We start from the raw sequence: 14,687 nt of genomic DNA on the forward strand, positions 1-14,687 counted from the left end.
CCCGAACGGCTGTTGCCGCAGGCCGTGGTGGCCGCCCGGATCCAGGGGGTGCCCGCCCCCGAGCCCTTCCGGGGCCGGCCGTCCGCGTGCGGGGAGCGGTTCGCGTCAGCGTTGGACCTTCAGGATGTCGCCGATGACGTTGTCCGGGAGCAGGGTGTTGCACTGGAGTTCCGCCGTGCGCGTCAGGGCGTCGTCGCGGCAGACGTAGAAGTCCTTGTACGCGATCTGCAGCGCGTACGAGCTCGCCGCCAGCAGCAGCGCCAGCGAGGCCGTCACCAGGCCGCTGACCGCGGCCGCCCGCTGCGGGCGGGCCGCGGGCCCCAGGGCGGCGAGCCGGTCGGGCTTCGACCCGGTGCGCGCGGGCTGCGCCGCGCCGCCGAAGACGGCCGCCGCGGCGGCCCCGGACTCCGGAGCCGGCCCGCCGCGGAGCGCGCTGATGCCCCAGTACATGGCGAGCGCGCCCAGCAGCAGCCCCATCGAGGGGATGCCGAAGATGCCGAAGAAGAAGCCCCACATACCCGCCAGCAGCGCGTACCGCGCCCGGCGCTGCACGGGGTCCATCGGGTCCCAGCGCGCGGGACCGCCACCCCCCTCGGGGGTTCCGCCGGGGCCCTGGCCGGGCCCCTGACCTGGGCCGGGGTCCTGGCCCGGGCCTTGGCCCGGGCCGCCGCCGCGCGGCTTCCACGGCTGGTCGGGCCGGCCCTCGGGGGGAGCCGCGAAGGGGTTGTCGTCGGTCGAGGAGTCGGGCTGACGGCGGTCCGGCATCGAGTGCGTTACTTCCCCTGTGTCGTGGACGCGGTGGGTGCCGCGTCCGGCGGCGCGCTCCGCGGCGTGCGCGGCTCGTATGCAGACGCTACCGCCCGCCCGTCCCCCCGTCCCTCGGGGGCGGTCGGGTGTGCGGGTATCGTTGCAGGCGGTCGGTGGCTTCGTACGGTTGCCCATGAGTCGGCACGTCGTAGTTTCGTACGACCACACAAGACCAACGACGGCATTCCCGTAAGAAAGGGCCTCCCATGCCCGCCTCCCGCCTGGTCGTGCTGGTCTCCGGCTCCGGCACCAACCTCCAGGCCCTGCTCGACGCCATCGAAGCCCACCCCGGCGGAGCCGAGGGCTTCGGCGCCGAGGTCGTCGCCGTCGGCGCGGACCGCGAGAACATCGCCGGCCTGGAACGGGCGGAGAAGGCCGGGATCCCCACCTTCGTGTGTCCCGTCAAGGCCTACGGCAGCCGTGCGGAGTGGGACGAGGCGCTCACCGGCGCGACCGCCGCCCACGCCCCGGACCTCGTCGTCTCCGCCGGGTTCATGAAGATCGTGGGCGCGAGCTTCATCGACCGCTTCGGCGGCCGGTTCATCAACACCCATCCCGCCCTCCTCCCCGCCTTCCCCGGCGCGCACGGCGTACGGGACGCCCTCGCCTACGGCGCGAAGGTCACCGGCTGCACGGTCCACTTCGTGGACGGCGGCGTGGACACCGGGCCGATCATCGCCCAGGGTGTCGTGGAGATCAGGGACGCGGAGGGCGAAGCCGCTCTGCACGAGCGGATCAAGGAAGTCGAGCGTCAGCTGCTCGTCGACGTCGTGGGGCGCCTGGCCCGGCACGGCTATCGCATTGAGGGACGAAAGGTAACGATCCAGTGACCGCCGCAGAGCGCGTAGAGCCCGCAGCCAGCGCGAACAACAACGAACCGACCACGACCCAGCGGCCGATCCGTCGTGCGCTCGTCAGCGTCTACGACAAGACGGGACTGGAAGAGCTGGCCCGCGGCCTGCACGAGGCGGGCGTCGCGCTCGTCTCCACCGGCTCGACCGCCGCGAAGATCGCCGCGGCCGGGGTGCCCGTCACCAAGGTCGAGGAGCTCACCGGCTTCCCCGAGTGCCTCGACGGCCGCGTCAAGACCCTGCACCCGCGGGTGCACGCCGGCATCCTCGCCGACCTGCGCCTGGAGGACCACCGCAACCAGCTCGCCGAGCTGGGCGTCGAGCCCTTCGACCTGGTCGTCGTCAACCTCTACCCCTTCCTCGCGACCGTCCAGTCGGGCGCCACGCCGGACGAGTGCGTGGAGCAGATCGACATCGGCGGCCCCTCGATGGTCCGCGCCGCGGCCAAGAACCACCCGTCGGTCGCCGTCGTCACGAGCCCCGCCCGCTACGCCGACGTCCTCGACGCGGCGAAGAACGGCGGCTTCGACCTGAGCGCCCGCAAGCGGCTCGCGGCCGAGGCCTTCCAGCACACCGCCGCCTACGACGTGGCCGTCGCCTCCTGGTTCACGAACGCGTACGCGCCCGAGTCCGAGGACGCGGCGCTGCCCGAGTTCCTCGCCGGCGCCTGGGAGCGCAAGTCGACCCTGCGCTACGGCGAGAACCCGCACCAGGCCGCCGCGATCTACACGGACGGTCAGCCGGGCGGGCTCGCCAACGCCGAGCAGCTGCACGGCAAGGAGATGTCCTTCAACAACTACGTCGACACGGAGGCGGCCCGCCGGGCCGCCTACGACCACGCCGAGCCCTGCGTCGCGATCATCAAGCACGCCAACCCGTGCGGCATCGCCGTGGACACCGACGTGGCCGCGGCCCACCGCAAGGCGCACGCCTGCGACCCGCTGTCGGCGTTCGGCGGCGTCATCGCCGTGAACCGGCCGGTGACCGTCGAGCTCGCCGAGCAGATCGCGGAGATCTTCACCGAGGTCGTCGCCGCGCCCGCCTACGAGGACGGCGCCGTCGAGGTCCTCGCGAAGAAGAAGAACATCCGCGTCCTGAAGGTGGACGGCACCCCGCACCAGCCGGGCGACCTCAAGCCGATCAGCGGCGGCGCGCTGCTCCAGCAGTCCGATCTGTTCCAGGCCGAGGGCGACGACCCGGCGAACTGGACGCTGGCCACCGGTGACGCCCTGTCCGCCGAGGAACTGGCCGGTCTGGCCTTCGCGTGGAAGGCTTGCCGGGCCGTCAAGTCCAACGCGATCCTGCTCGCCAAGGACGGCGCCTCGGTCGGGGTCGGCATGGGCCAGGTCAACCGCGTCGACTCGGCGAAGCTGGCCGTCGAGCGGGCGGGCGCCGAGCGCGCGCAGGGCTCGTACGCCGCCTCCGACGCGTTCTTCCCCTTCCCCGACGGGCTGGAGATCCTGACGGCCGCCGGCATCAAGGCCGTCGTCCAGCCGGGTGGTTCCGTGCGCGACGAGCAGGTGATCGAGGCCGCGAAGAAGGCCGGCGTGACCATGTACTTCACCGGGACCCGCCACTTCTTCCACTGACCCCGGGCCCCTCGCACGACGAAGGCCGCGCCCCGCACTGCGGGACGCGGCCTTCGCCGTTGAGCGGGGATCAGCGCTGGCGGTTGAACCAGGCCGAGCCGTCCGACTTCGCCACGAAGACGATGACGAGGATCAGCAGCACCAGGTGCACCAGGCTGAGCGGGAAGAACGGGTACAGGCTCAGCAGGATGCCGAGGGACGCGTAGACGATGATGCCGATGCGGGTGCCGTTGCCACCCTTACCGATCTTGACCGCGAGCACGATCGAGACGATCAGGTAGACCACCGCGAGGGCGATCAGGGCGAACACCACGCCGGAGCCCATTTTGGCCATGTCCGCGAACTGGGCGTTGCCCTGGAGCTCGGGGTCCTTCTTCAGCTGCTCGATCAGGGCGATCACCGCGAACAGCACGCCGACGCCGACGATCTGGAGGCCGGCGATGACCCAGAGCATGACGCGGGCGGCCTTGACACCACCGGGCATCGTGACCGGCATGCCCGGGTAGCCGCCGGGGCCGGCCTGGGTGCCCTGCGGGTAGCCGTAGCCGGCCTGCGCGGGGACGCCCTGGGGGGCCTGCTGCGGGTAGCCGTAGCCGGGCTGCTGGCCCTGCGGGGCCTGGGGCTGCTGTCCGTACGGGTTGTTCGGGTCGCCGAAGCTCATCTTTGGGTGTTCCTCCGTGGAAGTGCGGGGACGCACGGCAACACGCGCGGAGGAACTCTGCAACTTGCGGTCCGCCCCCCGGCACTGCCCGCGGCACTCTGGTTCGATGCATCGTCGTCGGGCCGACGGTTGCTTGTCCAGCCGGTTGCCGCTGGGCCCCTTACTTGTTGTGCAAGTGCAATCAACGGGGGACCCCGTCGAGCACCTTGACTGGAACCGGGGCCACTCCATCCGGGAGGATGGCGACATGACCGCCCAGATTCTCGATGGCAAGGCCACCGCAGCCGCGATCAAGTCCGAACTGACCGCCCGGGTGGCGGCGCTGAAGGACCGGGGCATCACCCCCGGCCTCGGCACGCTGCTCGTCGGCGACGACCCGGGCAGTCGCTGGTACGTCAACGGAAAGCACAAGGACTGCGCCGAGGTGGGCATCGCCTCGATCCAGCGCGAACTGCCCGCCACCGCCTCCCAGGAGGACATCGAGGAGGTCGTGCGGGAGCTCAACGCCAACCCCGACTGCACGGGCTACATCGTCCAACTGCCGCTCCCCAAGGGCATCGACACCAACCGCGTCCTGGAACTGATGGACCCCACCAAGGACGCGGACGGCCTGCACCCCATGTCGCTCGGCCGGCTGGTGCTCAACGAGCCTGGCCCGCTGCCCTGCACCCCGTACGGCATCGTCGAACTGCTGCGCCACCACGGCGTGGCCATCAACGGCGCGCACGTGGTCGTCCTGGGCCGCGGCATCACCGTCGGCCGGTCCATCGGCCTGCTGCTCACCCGCAAGTCCGAGAACGCCACCGTGACCCTGTGCCACACCGGTACGCGCGACCTCTCCGGGCTGCTGCGACAGGCGGACATCATCGTCGCGGCGGCGGGCGTGCCGCACCTGGTCAAGCCGGAGGACGTGAAGCCGGGCGCGGCGGTGCTCGACGTGGGCGTCAGCCGCGACGAGGGCGGCAAGATCGTCGGGGACGTCCACCCGGGCGTCGCCGCGGTGGCGGGCTGGATCTCGCCCAACCCGGGCGGCGTCGGCCCGATGACCCGCGCGCAGCTGCTGGTGAACGTGGTCGAGGCGGCGGAGCGGATCACCAGTGCGGGCTGAGCACGACGCGGACGGCGGCCCGACCGCCGGGGGCGAGCCGGAGCCGGGTGGACCGGGCACGCGCCCGGAGCCCGGTACCGACGCCGCAACGGGGACGGACACCGGCGCGGGAGCGGACGGCGGACCGGAGCCGGCGGCCGAGCCGGCGGCGCCCGAGCCGGCGGAGGCCGGGCCCGAAGGGGCCGTCGGCCCCGTGGCGTCGGACCGGGCGGCCGCGCGGTCGCGGCGCTTCCCCGCCGTCACCCAGGACACGGCCCGCCCCGAGGGCGGCGGCCGGGCCATCCCCGGGGCCGTGTCCACGCCCGCCCGGCAGTGGCCGATGCTCGGCGTCCTCGCCGCGACCGCGGTGGGGCTGCTGCTGACCGCGACGGGCCGGCCGCGCGCGGGCTGCCTGGCGATCGGCATCGCCCTGCTCGCGGCGGCCGTGATGCGGCGCGCGTTGCCCTCGGTGGGCATGCTCGCGGTGCGCTCCCGCTTCACGGACATGGTCACGTACGGGTTGCTGGGCGTGGCGATCACGCTGCTCGCGATGGTCATCGAGCCCGGTCCGTGGCTGACGATCCCGTTCCTGGAAACCGCGGTCCGCTTCACCGTCCGCTGAGCGGTCCGCGCGCCGGACCGGCGCGGCGGGCCGTCACGGCCGCCGTGCCGCCCGGTTCCGGTGGCCCGGGAGCCCCTGACGGGCTCGGTCGCCTCGCTCGTCAACGGCGCGGTCGAGGCGTTCGTCCGGGCCGCCGCGATCGAGCTGCCCGGTCGTCAGCGGATCGACGCCGTCAGCCCGACCGCCTTCACCGAGGCCATGGACGCCTACGGGGGCCCCTTCGCCGGCGGTTCGGACGCGGCGCGTGTGCCGTGGACCACACGGGGCCGGGGGTTGGGGGCCCCGCGGGTCGGATAGCCTGACGGCGGATGTCTCTTCACGTCAAGATTCACAGGCTGCGAAGCGGCGTCCGCCCCGCACCCGGGGACCAGCACATGGGGCAGGGACGCCCCACCGCCAGCTGTCTAACGGAGAAGGCCATGACCCGCACTCCCGTGAATGTCACCGTGACCGGCGCTGCCGGCCAGATCGGCTACGCGCTGCTCTTCCGCATCGCCTCCGGCCACCTGCTCGGCGCGGACGTGCCGGTCAAGCTCCGCCTCCTGGAGATCCCCCAGGGCATGAAGGCCGCCGAGGGCACCGCCATGGAGCTCGACGACTGCGCCTTCCCGCTGCTCAAGGGCATCGACATCTTCGACGACCCGAACCAGGGCTTCGCCGGCGCCAACGTCGCGCTGCTCGTGGGCGCCCGCCCGCGCACCAAGGGCATGGAGCGCGGTGACCTGCTCTCCGCCAACGGCGGCATCTTCAAGCCGCAGGGCGCCGCGATCAACGCGCACGCCGCGGACGACATCAAGGTCCTGGTCGTGGGCAACCCGGCCAACACCAACGCGCTCATCGCGCAGGCCGCCGCTCCGGACGTACCGGCCGAGCGCTTCACCGCGATGACCCGTCTGGACCACAACCGGGCGATCTCGCAGCTCGCGAAGAAGACCGGCGCCGACGTCACCGACATCAAGCGCCTCACCATCTGGGGCAACCACTCGGCGACCCAGTACCCGGACGTCTTCCACGCGGAGATCGCCGGCAAGAACGCCGCCGAGGTCGTCGCCGACGAGCAGTGGCTGGCCGACACCTTCATCCCGACCGTCGCCAAGCGCGGCGCCGCGATCATCGAGGCCCGTGGCGCGTCCTCGGCCGCCTCGGCCGCCAACGCCGCCATCGACCACGTGCACACCTGGGTCAACGGCACCGCCGCGGGCGACTGGACCTCGATGGGCATCCCGTCGGACGGCTCCTACGGCGTCCCGGAGGGCATCATCTCCTCCTTCCCCGTCACCACCAAGGACGGCAAGTACGAGATCGTCCAGGGCCTGGACATCAACGAGTTCTCCCGTGCGCGCATCGACGCGTCCGTGGCGGAGCTCGTCGAGGAGCGCGACGCGGTGCGCGAGCTCGGCCTGATCTGATCCGCCCGTCCGGCCCGCCCGGACGGCCGATCCCCTGAACGTCGAGCGCCCCGGCCAAACCTGGCCGGGGCGCTTTGGCGTGAATGCGACTGTCGAGTGCGTCGAGCGGAAAATAGGGTCGCCAGGTGAGCGAGGACGAGCGGGAACCACAGTCGCAGCGGTGGGACTGGGGGCCGCGTCCCCTCGATCCCCCGCGTCCTGCCGAGCCACCGCGCACGGACGCACCCGCGCGCCCCGCCGAGCCGCCGCGTCCGGGGTTGCCGCCCGCGCCTTCCGCGCCGCCCCTGCCGTCCGTGCCGCCGGCACGGGACGACCTCCCGTCCGTGCCGCCCGCGCCGCCCGCGCCGCCCCTGCCGTCCGCGCCTTCCGTGCCGCCGGTGAAGGATGACTTCCCCCACCCGGTGGCGCCGCCCTCCGGGCTGCCGCTTCCGCCCCTGCCGCAGCACGTCGCCTGGGCGCCGGAGCCGCCGGTGGTGGTTCCGCTGCCGCCCCGGGCCCGCCCGGCGTCGAAGGCGCGGGGGCCGTTGCTGGTCGGAGCGGTGGCCGTCATGGTCGGCGGGGCCTTCGTGGCGGGGTGGTTCGTCCTGACCGGGCAGGGCGGGACGGAGAACGCGGCGGGCCCCGGCCCGGCGGTCTCGCTGACCACCTCCGAGGAGCCGTCGGCGGCCCCGACCGGCGCCGCGCCCGCGCAGAGCGCGGTCCCGAGCCCGGTCCCGAGTACCGGGCCCGGTACGGGCGCGCCGACGACGCCCGGCCCGGTCCCCGGCACGGGCGCCGGTACGGGCGCGAGCGCCGCCCCGAGCACCGGTACCGGCCCCGCCGGTTACACCGTGGTGCGCGACGGGGCGGGCTTCTCGGTGGCCGTCCCCGACGGCTGGCAGCGCAGCCCTGACGAGAACGGCAGCGGATCCTTCTACCGGCTGCCCGGCGACCGCAGCGCCCTGCTCCAGGTCTTCCGGATCACCGAGTCCGCCGCGACGGGCGAGTGCGAGCTGCTGCGGATGTCCTCCGGGACCCTGGGCGCGAACCCGGGCTACCGCGAGGTCTCCCTCGAACCGGTCGCAGGCGGTGCCTGCGAGCTGGTCTACGAGTACGACAGCGCGGAGACCGGCAACCGCCGCCGGGGCGTGGAGCGGATCGTGACCACGCCGGGCGGCGGGCGGTGGGCGCTGCTGGCGGCCGGCCCGGCCGCCGACGGAGAAACCGTACGGGCCCGCCTGACGGCCGCCGTGGAGTCGTTCCGCCCGCGGTGACCGGCCGACCGGCACCCCGGATCCGTCCTCAGCCCTGCTGGTACTGGCCCGGGGTGTAGTGGCCGGGGGTGCTGCGGGTGGTGACGCCGATCCGGTTCCAGACGTTGATCGTCGCGATCACGGCGATCAGCTGGGCCAGTTCCGCCTCCTCGAAGTGCGCGGCGGCGCGCGCGTACACCTCGTCGGGTACGAAACCGTCCGTCAGGACGGTGACGGCCTCGGTCAGTTCGATCGCCGCCAGCTCCTTCTCCGTGTAGAAGTGCCGCGACTCCTCCCAGGCGGCGAGCTGCACGACGCGCTCGACGCTCTCGCCCGCCGCGAGGGCGTCCTTGGTGTGCATGTCGAGGCAGAACGCGCAGTGGTTGACCTGCGAGGCACGGATCTTGACCAGTTCGACGAGGGCCGGGTCCAGGCCCTTCTTCGAGGCGATCTCCAGCCCGATGACGGCCTTGTAGAACTCGGGGGCCAGCTTGGCCAGCTGCATGCGGGGGGTGTGTGCGGCGGCGAGTGCGGTGGACGCGCTGTGGTTGCTCATGCCTCCACCGTAGGGACCGGGCGGCCCGCGACTATGGTCCATCCCCATGACGGGATCATGGGCCACTTTCGGTGCCGACCTGCACCTGGACCTCGCGGCCGGCCGGGGCCTGCGCGCCGCGCTCACCGAGGCGCTGCGGGAGGCCGCGCGCGGCGGACGGCTCGCGCCCGGCACCCGGCTGCCGTCCTCCCGGTCCTTCGCGGCCGACCTCGGGATCGCCCGCAACACGGTCGCCGAGGCGTACGCCGAACTCGTCGCCGAGGGCTGGCTGACGGCCCGGCAGGGTTCCGGCACCCGGGTCGCCGAGCGGGCCCGGCCGCGCCGGGCGGCCGCCGCCGCACGGACCCGGCACCCCGCGCGCCGGGGGCCCGCGTACAGCCTGCTGCCCGGTTCGCCCAACCTGGGCGGCTTCCCCCGTACGGCCTGGCTCGCGGCGGCCAGGCGGGCGCTGACCGACGCCCCGAACGAGGCCTTCGGCTACGCGACGGACGCCCGCGGCCGGGTCGAGCTGCGCGAGGCGCTGGCCGGCTACCTGGCGCGGGCGCGCGGGGTGTACGCGGATCCGGACCGGATCGTGCTGTGCGCGGGCTTCACCCACGGGCTGATGCTGCTGGGCCGGGTGCTGCGCGAGCGCCGGGTCCGGGAGGTGGCGGTGGAGGGCTACGGCCTCGACGTCCACCGCGACCTGCTCACCGGCGCCGGCCTCACGACCCGCCCGCTGTGGCTGGACGGGGACGGGGCCCGCACCACGGACCTGGCCGGCTTCGGCCCCCGCACCGGCGCCGTACTGCTCACCCCCGCGCACCAGTTCCCGACGGGCGCGGCCCTCACGCCCGGCCGGCGGGCGGCGGCGGTGGACTGGGCGCGCACCCGCGGCGGCCTGATCCTGGAGGACGACTACGACGGGGAGTTCCGCTACGACCGCCAGCCCGTCGGCGCCCTCCAGGGCCTGGACCCGGACCGGGTGGTCTACCTGGGCACGGCGAGCAAGTCCCTGTCGCCGGCGCTGCGGATGGGCTGGATGGTGGTCCCGCCCGACCTGCTGGACGAGGTACTGGTGGCCAAGGGCGGCAGCGACTGGACCTCCAGCGCGCTGGAGCAGCTGACGTTGGCGCGGTTCATCGGCTCGGGGGCCTACGACCGCCACGTGCGCGGCATGCGGCTGCGCCAGCGGCGCCGCCGGGACGAGCTGGTGGCCGCCCTGGCCGGGAGGGTCCCCGTGTCCGGGATCGCGGCGGGGCTGCACGCGGTGCTGGACCTGCCGGCGGGCGCGGAACGCTCGCTGGTGCAGGCCGCGGCCTGGCAGGACCTGGCCCTGGAGGGCCTGGCGCGCCACCGGCACCCGGACTCGGAGCTGCCCGTGCGGGACGCCCTGGTGGTGGGGTACGGCGCCCCGTCCGACAGTGCCTGGGCCCCGACCCTGGCCGCCCTGCTGGCGGTCCTGCCCTGACCGGCCGGCTGCCGGTCGGTGCTCAGTGGATGACGCTGAAGCTGCGCCAGGGCAGGCTCTCGGGGGCGGTGACGTTCGAGAGGGTGGTGGCGATGTAGCTGCCGCCCTCCGGGTCCGGCTTCTTGCAGTCCGGCGTCCGGTACAGCACGACGTCGACGGCGGTGTTGTTCTCGACGTGGGTGGCGCCGGCCGGCACGTTGATCCGGTGGCAGCCCTTGACCGGGGTGTTGGTGTAGGTCACTTCGGCCGGGGAGTCGTGGCCGCGGAAGGTGAGGGTGCCGACCGTGCTCCGGCCGAGGCCCGAGCAGGCGGTGGCGGTGAGCAGCAGCGCGGCCGCCCCGGTGATGACGCCGATGCGCCGGAGGTGGGACATGGCACGGTCCTCGTCTGTGCGGTGATGGCTGTCCTTGCCCGCAGCCTGCACCGACCGGGGGCGGGCGGCATCCCTTGCGCGGCCGGCCGGATGAACGGGGCCGGGACGCCGCCCGCGCACCAGCCCGGGACGCCGTCCGCGCACCCCGCCCGCCGAGGGCCCGGCGGCCCGCGAGGTCGCCGCCGCTGACCGCGCCGGTCGCGTCGCGGGTCAGCCGCGCTGCCCCTGGGGGCCGCCGCTGGTCAGGAGGAACTCGCCGGCGTCGACGGGTCGGGCCCCGCCCCCGACTCCGCCCCCGCCCCCGACACCGGCTCCGGCTCCCCGAAGCGGGAGAGGGCGAGCGAGCCCGCCACCGCCACCGCGAAGCCGAGGACCGCCAGCCAGGTCAGCCCCTCCCGGGTCCGGTCGCCCAGCCAGATCACCCCCACCAGCGCCGGGCCGACCGTCTCGCCCAGCACCAGCCCGGCCGTCGCCGCCGTCACCGAGCCGCGCTGCAGGGACGAGGTGAGCAGCAGGAACCCCGCCGCGCCGCCCAGCAGCAGCGCGTACAGCGCGGGGTTCGCGAACTCGCGCGGCGTCAGCGAGTCGATGAGCCGGACCGCCACCTCCACGACCCCGAAGCCCGTACCCGCCGCCAGGCCCAGCACCAGCGCCCGCGGCCCGTCCGGCAGTCGGCCCGCCGCCGCCCCCACCAGCAGGACCAGCGCCGCCGCCGCGAGCAGTCCGAACTTCAGCGCCGTCGACCCGGTGCCCGAGCCCTCCGCACCCGAGGCCAGACCCAGCATCAGCAGCCCCGCGCACACCACGGCCACCGCGCCCCACTCGCGCCCCGACAGCCGCGCGTGCAGCAGCCGCGCCGCCACCACCGCCGTCACCGCCAGGCTGGACGCCATCGCCGCGCCCACCGCGTAGATCGGCAGGTGCCGCAGGGCTACGATCTGGAGCACGAAGCCGGCCCCGTCGAGCCCGAGTCCGACCAGATAGCGCCACTGCCGGACCGCCCGCAGGAACAGCGCGGCGTCCACGCCGGAACCCGTCCCCGGCGCCGTCGCCCGCGCCGCCACCGCCTGGAGCACCGACGCCGTACCGAAGCAGACCGCCGCACCCAGTGCGCAAATCATCCCAATCAGCACGAAGCGACTGTAGGTCACGACCGTGACAAGGGTGTGACGGCGGCCGGATTCCATCCCCGCGTGCCCCCGCTCTACGCTGTCGGACAGCCGTCGGCAGTACACGTCACACAGGGGGAGCGAAATTCACATGGACACCAGCAACACCACCCGGCGCCGGATGCGGTCGGGAGCGGTCGCCCTGGGCGGCATGGGCCTGCTCGCCGCCACCCTCGTGGCCTGCGGAAGCAACGACGAGCCCGACAAGCGCTGCGCGTCCCGCACCACGCTGAACCACCTGAACAACAAGGACTGCAAGAGCGGCGGCAGCGGCGCGTACTACTACGGCGGCCACGTCAGCGCCGGCAAGGTGACCGGCGGCAGCTTCGACAAGTCGGCCGTCACCCGCGGCGGCATCGGCGGCCACAAGAGCTCCGGCTCCAGCGGCGGCTGAGCCCGTGCAACGCCACACCATCGAACCCCGCCCCGACTGGCAGAAGACCGTCGAGGAGCAGGGCCTGATCTACCCCCTCACCCGCTTCCCGGACGACTCCCTGCGCCCCTACTGGGACGAGAGCGCGTACTACTCCTTCACGCTCCCGGAGGTCGAGGCGCTGGAGGGGGTCGTCGAGGAACTGCACGCCATGTGCCTGGCCGCGGCCGCGCACATCGTCGAGCGGAACCGCTTCGCCGACCTCGGGCTCACCGACCCGAAGCTGATCGCGCTCATCACCGAGTCCTGGCGGCGGCGCGCCGAGCAGCCCTCCCTCTACGGCCGGTTCGACCTGCGCTACGACGGCACCGGCAGCCCCGCCAAGCTGCTGGAGTACAACGCGGACACCCCCACCTCCCTGGTGGAGGCGGCGAGCCCGCAGTGGTTCTGGATGGAGGAGCGCTTCCCCGGCGCCGACCAGTGGAACTCCCTCCACGAGCGGCTCGTCGACGCCTGGCGCCGACAGGCCGAACTGCTGCCGCCCGGCCCGCTGCACTTCGCGCACTCCGAGACGGACGAGCTGGGCGAGGACCTGATGACGGTCGCCTACCTCCAGGAGACCGCCGAACAGGCCGGACTGGCCACGCACGCCCTGTCGGTGGAGCAGATCGGCTGGGACGGTCTGGCGGGCCGCTTCGTGGACGAGAAGCTCCGCTTCATTCGCGGCTGCTTCAAGCTCTACCCGTGGGAATGGCTGGCCACCGACGAGTTCGGCCCGCAGGTGCTCGGCACCTACGACCACGGCGGCGGCTCCGGGACCACCGCCTGGATCGAGCCGGTGTGGAAGATGCTGCTCGCCAACAAGGCGCTCCTGGCCGTCCTGTGGGAGCTGTTCCCCGAGCACCCGAACCTGCTCCCCGCCTACCTCGACGGCCCGCGCGAGCTCGCCGACGCGGGCGGTCCCGGCTACGTGGCCAAGCCGCTGCTGGGCCGCGAGGGCGCCGGCGTCACGCTGCACGAGGCGGGCGGGCGGGGCGAGCCGTTCGTCCCGACCGAGGGGGAGACGTACGTCTTCCAGGCGCTCGCGCCGCTGCCCGACTTCGACGGCAACCGCGTCGTGCTCGGCGCGTGGGTCGTCGAGGAGGAGTCGGCGGGGCTCGGCATCCGGGAATCGGCGGGACCGGTCACGGACGAGTACGCCCGCTTCCTGCCCCACGTCATCCTCTGACCGGTCGGCGGGCGCCCGGCCCGCCGACCGGCCGGCCGATCAGCCGGCGAGGACGGACCTGAGCTGGTCCAGCCCCCAGTCCAGGTCCTCCTTGGAGATCACCAGCGGCGGCGCGATGCGGATCGTGGAGCCGTGGGTGTCCTTCACCAGGACCCCCAGCTCCATCAGCCGCTCGGAGATCTCCCGGCCCGTCCCGCGGGCCGGGTCGATGTCCACGCCGGCCCACAGCCCGCGCCCGCGCACGGCGGTCACCGCGCCCGCGCCGACCAGCAGGTTCAGCTCCCGGTGCAGGTGGTCGCCGAGTTCGGCGGCGCGTTGCTGGTACTCGCCCGAGCGCAGCATCGCGACCACCTCCAGGGCGACCGCGCAGGCGAGCGGGTTCCCGCCGAAGGTGGACCCGTGCTCGCCGGGCCGGAACACCCCGAGGACGTCCCGGTCGGCCACCACCGCCGACACCGGCACGACGCCGCCGCCGAGCGCCTTGCCCAGGACGTACACGTCGGGGACGACCCCCTCGTGGTCGCAGGCGAAGGTCCTCCCGGTCCGACCGAGGCCCGACTGGATCTCGTCCGCGATGAACAGGACGTTCCGCTCGCGCGTCAGTTCCCGTACGCCCGGCAGGTATCCGGCGGGCGGGACCAGGACGCCCGCTTCGCCCTGGACGGGCTCCAGCAGGACGGCGACGGTGTTCTCGGTGACGGCGTTCGCCAGCGCCGTGAGGTCCCCGTACGGGACGATGTCGAAGCCGGGGGTGTAGGGGCCGAAGTGGTCGCGGGCCTCGTGGTCGGTGGAGAAGGACACGATGGTGGTCGTGCGGCCGTGGAAGTTGTCGGCGGCGACCACGATCCTGGCCCGGCCGTCCGGCACGCCCTTGACCTCGTAGCCCCACTTGCGGGCGGTCTTCACCGCCGTCTCCACGGCCTCGGCGCCGGTGTTCATGGGCAGCACCATGTCCTTGCCGCACAGCGCCGCCAGCTCCGTACAGAAGTCGGCGAAGCGGTCGTGGTGGAAGGCGCGGGAGGTCAGGGTGACCCGCTCCAGTTGGGCGCGGGCGGCGTCGATCAGCCGGCGGTTGCCGTGACCGAAGTTGAGCGCCGAGTACCCGGCGAGCATGTCGAGGTACCTGCGGCCCTCCACGTCGGTCATCCAGGCGCCCTCCGCCGACGCGACGACGAGGGGCAGGGGGTGGTAATTGTGTGCGCTGTGCGCGTCGGCGGCGCGGATGGCATCAGCAGTGGTCGACACGGGGTCTCCGATCGTCGGTCAGGTCCTGTGACGAG

The 14,687-nt window shown here is 73.7% G+C and carries 16 protein-coding genes; 10 read left to right on the forward strand and 6 right to left on the reverse strand.

Going from position 1 to position 14,687, the window contains the following annotated elements:
* Positions 1-105: 105 nt before the first annotated feature.
* The gene (locus AB0D46_RS22110) at positions 106-765 is read right to left on the reverse strand and encodes a hypothetical protein (RefSeq protein WP_362879783.1); all 660 of its coding nucleotides are present in this window, start codon (positions 763-765) and stop codon (positions 106-108) included.
* A 248-nt stretch (positions 766-1,013) separates the two neighbouring features.
* Here AB0D46_RS22110 and purN point away from each other — a divergent pair, with 248 nt between their 5' ends.
* Together purN and purH are read left to right on the forward strand one after the other, a co-directional pair.
* Positions 1,014-1,637, forward strand: coding sequence for a phosphoribosylglycinamide formyltransferase (gene purN, locus AB0D46_RS22115; RefSeq protein ID WP_362879784.1), 624 nt, complete (start codon positions 1,014-1,016; stop codon positions 1,635-1,637).
* Between the two features lie 68 nt (positions 1,638-1,705).
* Positions 1,706-3,247 (forward strand): bifunctional phosphoribosylaminoimidazolecarboxamide formyltransferase/IMP cyclohydrolase, encoded by a 1,542-nt coding sequence (purH, locus tag AB0D46_RS22120; RefSeq protein WP_362879862.1) that lies wholly within the window; start codon positions 1,706-1,708, stop codon positions 3,245-3,247.
* A 70-nt stretch (positions 3,248-3,317) separates the two neighbouring features.
* On the opposite strand, the gene AB0D46_RS22125 is transcribed toward purH, so the two are convergent.
* Positions 3,318-3,908 (reverse strand): hypothetical protein, encoded by a 591-nt coding sequence (locus AB0D46_RS22125; RefSeq protein WP_362879786.1) that lies wholly within the window; start codon positions 3,906-3,908, stop codon positions 3,318-3,320.
* A gap of 247 nt (positions 3,909-4,155) precedes the next feature.
* Between AB0D46_RS22125 and AB0D46_RS22130 the strand changes: the two genes are divergently transcribed.
* The 5 genes from AB0D46_RS22130 to AB0D46_RS22150 all read left to right on the forward strand — a co-directional run bounded on the left by AB0D46_RS22130 (position 4,156) and on the right by AB0D46_RS22150 (position 8,279).
* Positions 4,156-5,016, forward strand: a complete 861-nt coding sequence (locus AB0D46_RS22130; protein ID WP_362879787.1) for a bifunctional methylenetetrahydrofolate dehydrogenase/methenyltetrahydrofolate cyclohydrolase — start codon at positions 4,156-4,158, stop codon at positions 5,014-5,016.
* Complete coding sequence (locus AB0D46_RS22135) at positions 5,006-5,617, forward strand: DUF3017 domain-containing protein (protein WP_362879788.1); 612 nt, start codon at positions 5,006-5,008, stop codon at positions 5,615-5,617. The genes AB0D46_RS22130 and AB0D46_RS22135 overlap by 11 nt, the downstream gene beginning before the upstream one ends.
* Before the next feature lie 60 nt (positions 5,618-5,677).
* Positions 5,678-5,914: a hypothetical protein gene (locus tag AB0D46_RS22140; RefSeq protein ID WP_362879789.1), complete on the forward strand. Its 237-nt coding sequence runs from the start codon at positions 5,678-5,680 to the stop codon at positions 5,912-5,914.
* A gap of 122 nt (positions 5,915-6,036) precedes the next feature.
* On the forward strand, positions 6,037-7,026 hold the full coding sequence (locus AB0D46_RS22145; RefSeq protein ID WP_362879790.1) for a malate dehydrogenase: 990 nt from the start codon (positions 6,037-6,039) through the stop codon (positions 7,024-7,026).
* Between the two features lie 377 nt (positions 7,027-7,403).
* Positions 7,404-8,279, forward strand: coding sequence for a hypothetical protein (locus tag AB0D46_RS22150; protein ID WP_362879791.1), 876 nt, complete (start codon positions 7,404-7,406; stop codon positions 8,277-8,279).
* A 28-nt stretch (positions 8,280-8,307) separates the two neighbouring features.
* Here the strand turns inward: AB0D46_RS22150 and AB0D46_RS22155 are convergent, their stop codons facing one another.
* Positions 8,308-8,814, reverse strand: a complete 507-nt coding sequence (locus tag AB0D46_RS22155; protein WP_362879792.1) for a carboxymuconolactone decarboxylase family protein — start codon at positions 8,812-8,814, stop codon at positions 8,308-8,310.
* Positions 8,815-8,860: 46 nt separating this feature from the next.
* On the opposite strand from AB0D46_RS22155, the gene AB0D46_RS22160 reads away from it, so the two are divergent.
* Positions 8,861-10,264, forward strand: a complete 1,404-nt coding sequence (locus AB0D46_RS22160; RefSeq protein WP_362879793.1) for a PLP-dependent aminotransferase family protein — start codon at positions 8,861-8,863, stop codon at positions 10,262-10,264.
* Positions 10,265-10,286: 22 nt separating this feature from the next.
* Here the strand turns inward: AB0D46_RS22160 and AB0D46_RS22165 are convergent, their stop codons facing one another.
* Together AB0D46_RS22165 and AB0D46_RS22170 are read right to left on the reverse strand one after the other, a co-directional pair.
* Positions 10,287-10,637, reverse strand: coding sequence for a hypothetical protein (locus AB0D46_RS22165; protein WP_362879794.1), 351 nt, complete (start codon positions 10,635-10,637; stop codon positions 10,287-10,289).
* A 242-nt stretch (positions 10,638-10,879) separates the two neighbouring features.
* Positions 10,880-11,758 carry a hypothetical protein gene (locus AB0D46_RS22170; RefSeq protein ID WP_362879863.1) on the reverse strand — a complete coding sequence of 293 codons (879 nt, stop codon included), beginning with the start codon at positions 11,756-11,758 and terminating at the stop codon, positions 10,880-10,882.
* Between the two features lie 139 nt (positions 11,759-11,897).
* Here AB0D46_RS22170 and AB0D46_RS22175 point away from each other — a divergent pair, with 139 nt between their 5' ends.
* Positions 11,898-12,200, forward strand: a complete 303-nt coding sequence (locus AB0D46_RS22175) for a hypothetical protein (protein ID WP_362879795.1) — start codon at positions 11,898-11,900, stop codon at positions 12,198-12,200.
* Positions 12,201-12,204: 4 nt separating this feature from the next.
* Positions 12,205-13,407 (forward strand): glutathionylspermidine synthase family protein, encoded by a 1,203-nt coding sequence (locus AB0D46_RS22180; RefSeq protein WP_362879796.1) that lies wholly within the window; start codon positions 12,205-12,207, stop codon positions 13,405-13,407.
* Positions 13,408-13,446: 39 nt separating this feature from the next.
* Here AB0D46_RS22180 and rocD read toward each other — a convergent pair whose 3' ends face one another.
* Positions 13,447-14,652, reverse strand: coding sequence for an ornithine--oxo-acid transaminase (gene rocD, locus AB0D46_RS22185; RefSeq protein WP_362879797.1), 1,206 nt, complete (start codon positions 14,650-14,652; stop codon positions 13,447-13,449).
* Positions 14,653-14,687: the final 35 nt, after the last annotated feature.

This window comes from Streptomyces sp. NPDC048383 (genome assembly GCF_040651775.1).
Lineage (GTDB): Bacteria > Actinomycetota > Actinomycetes > Streptomycetales > Streptomycetaceae > Streptomyces.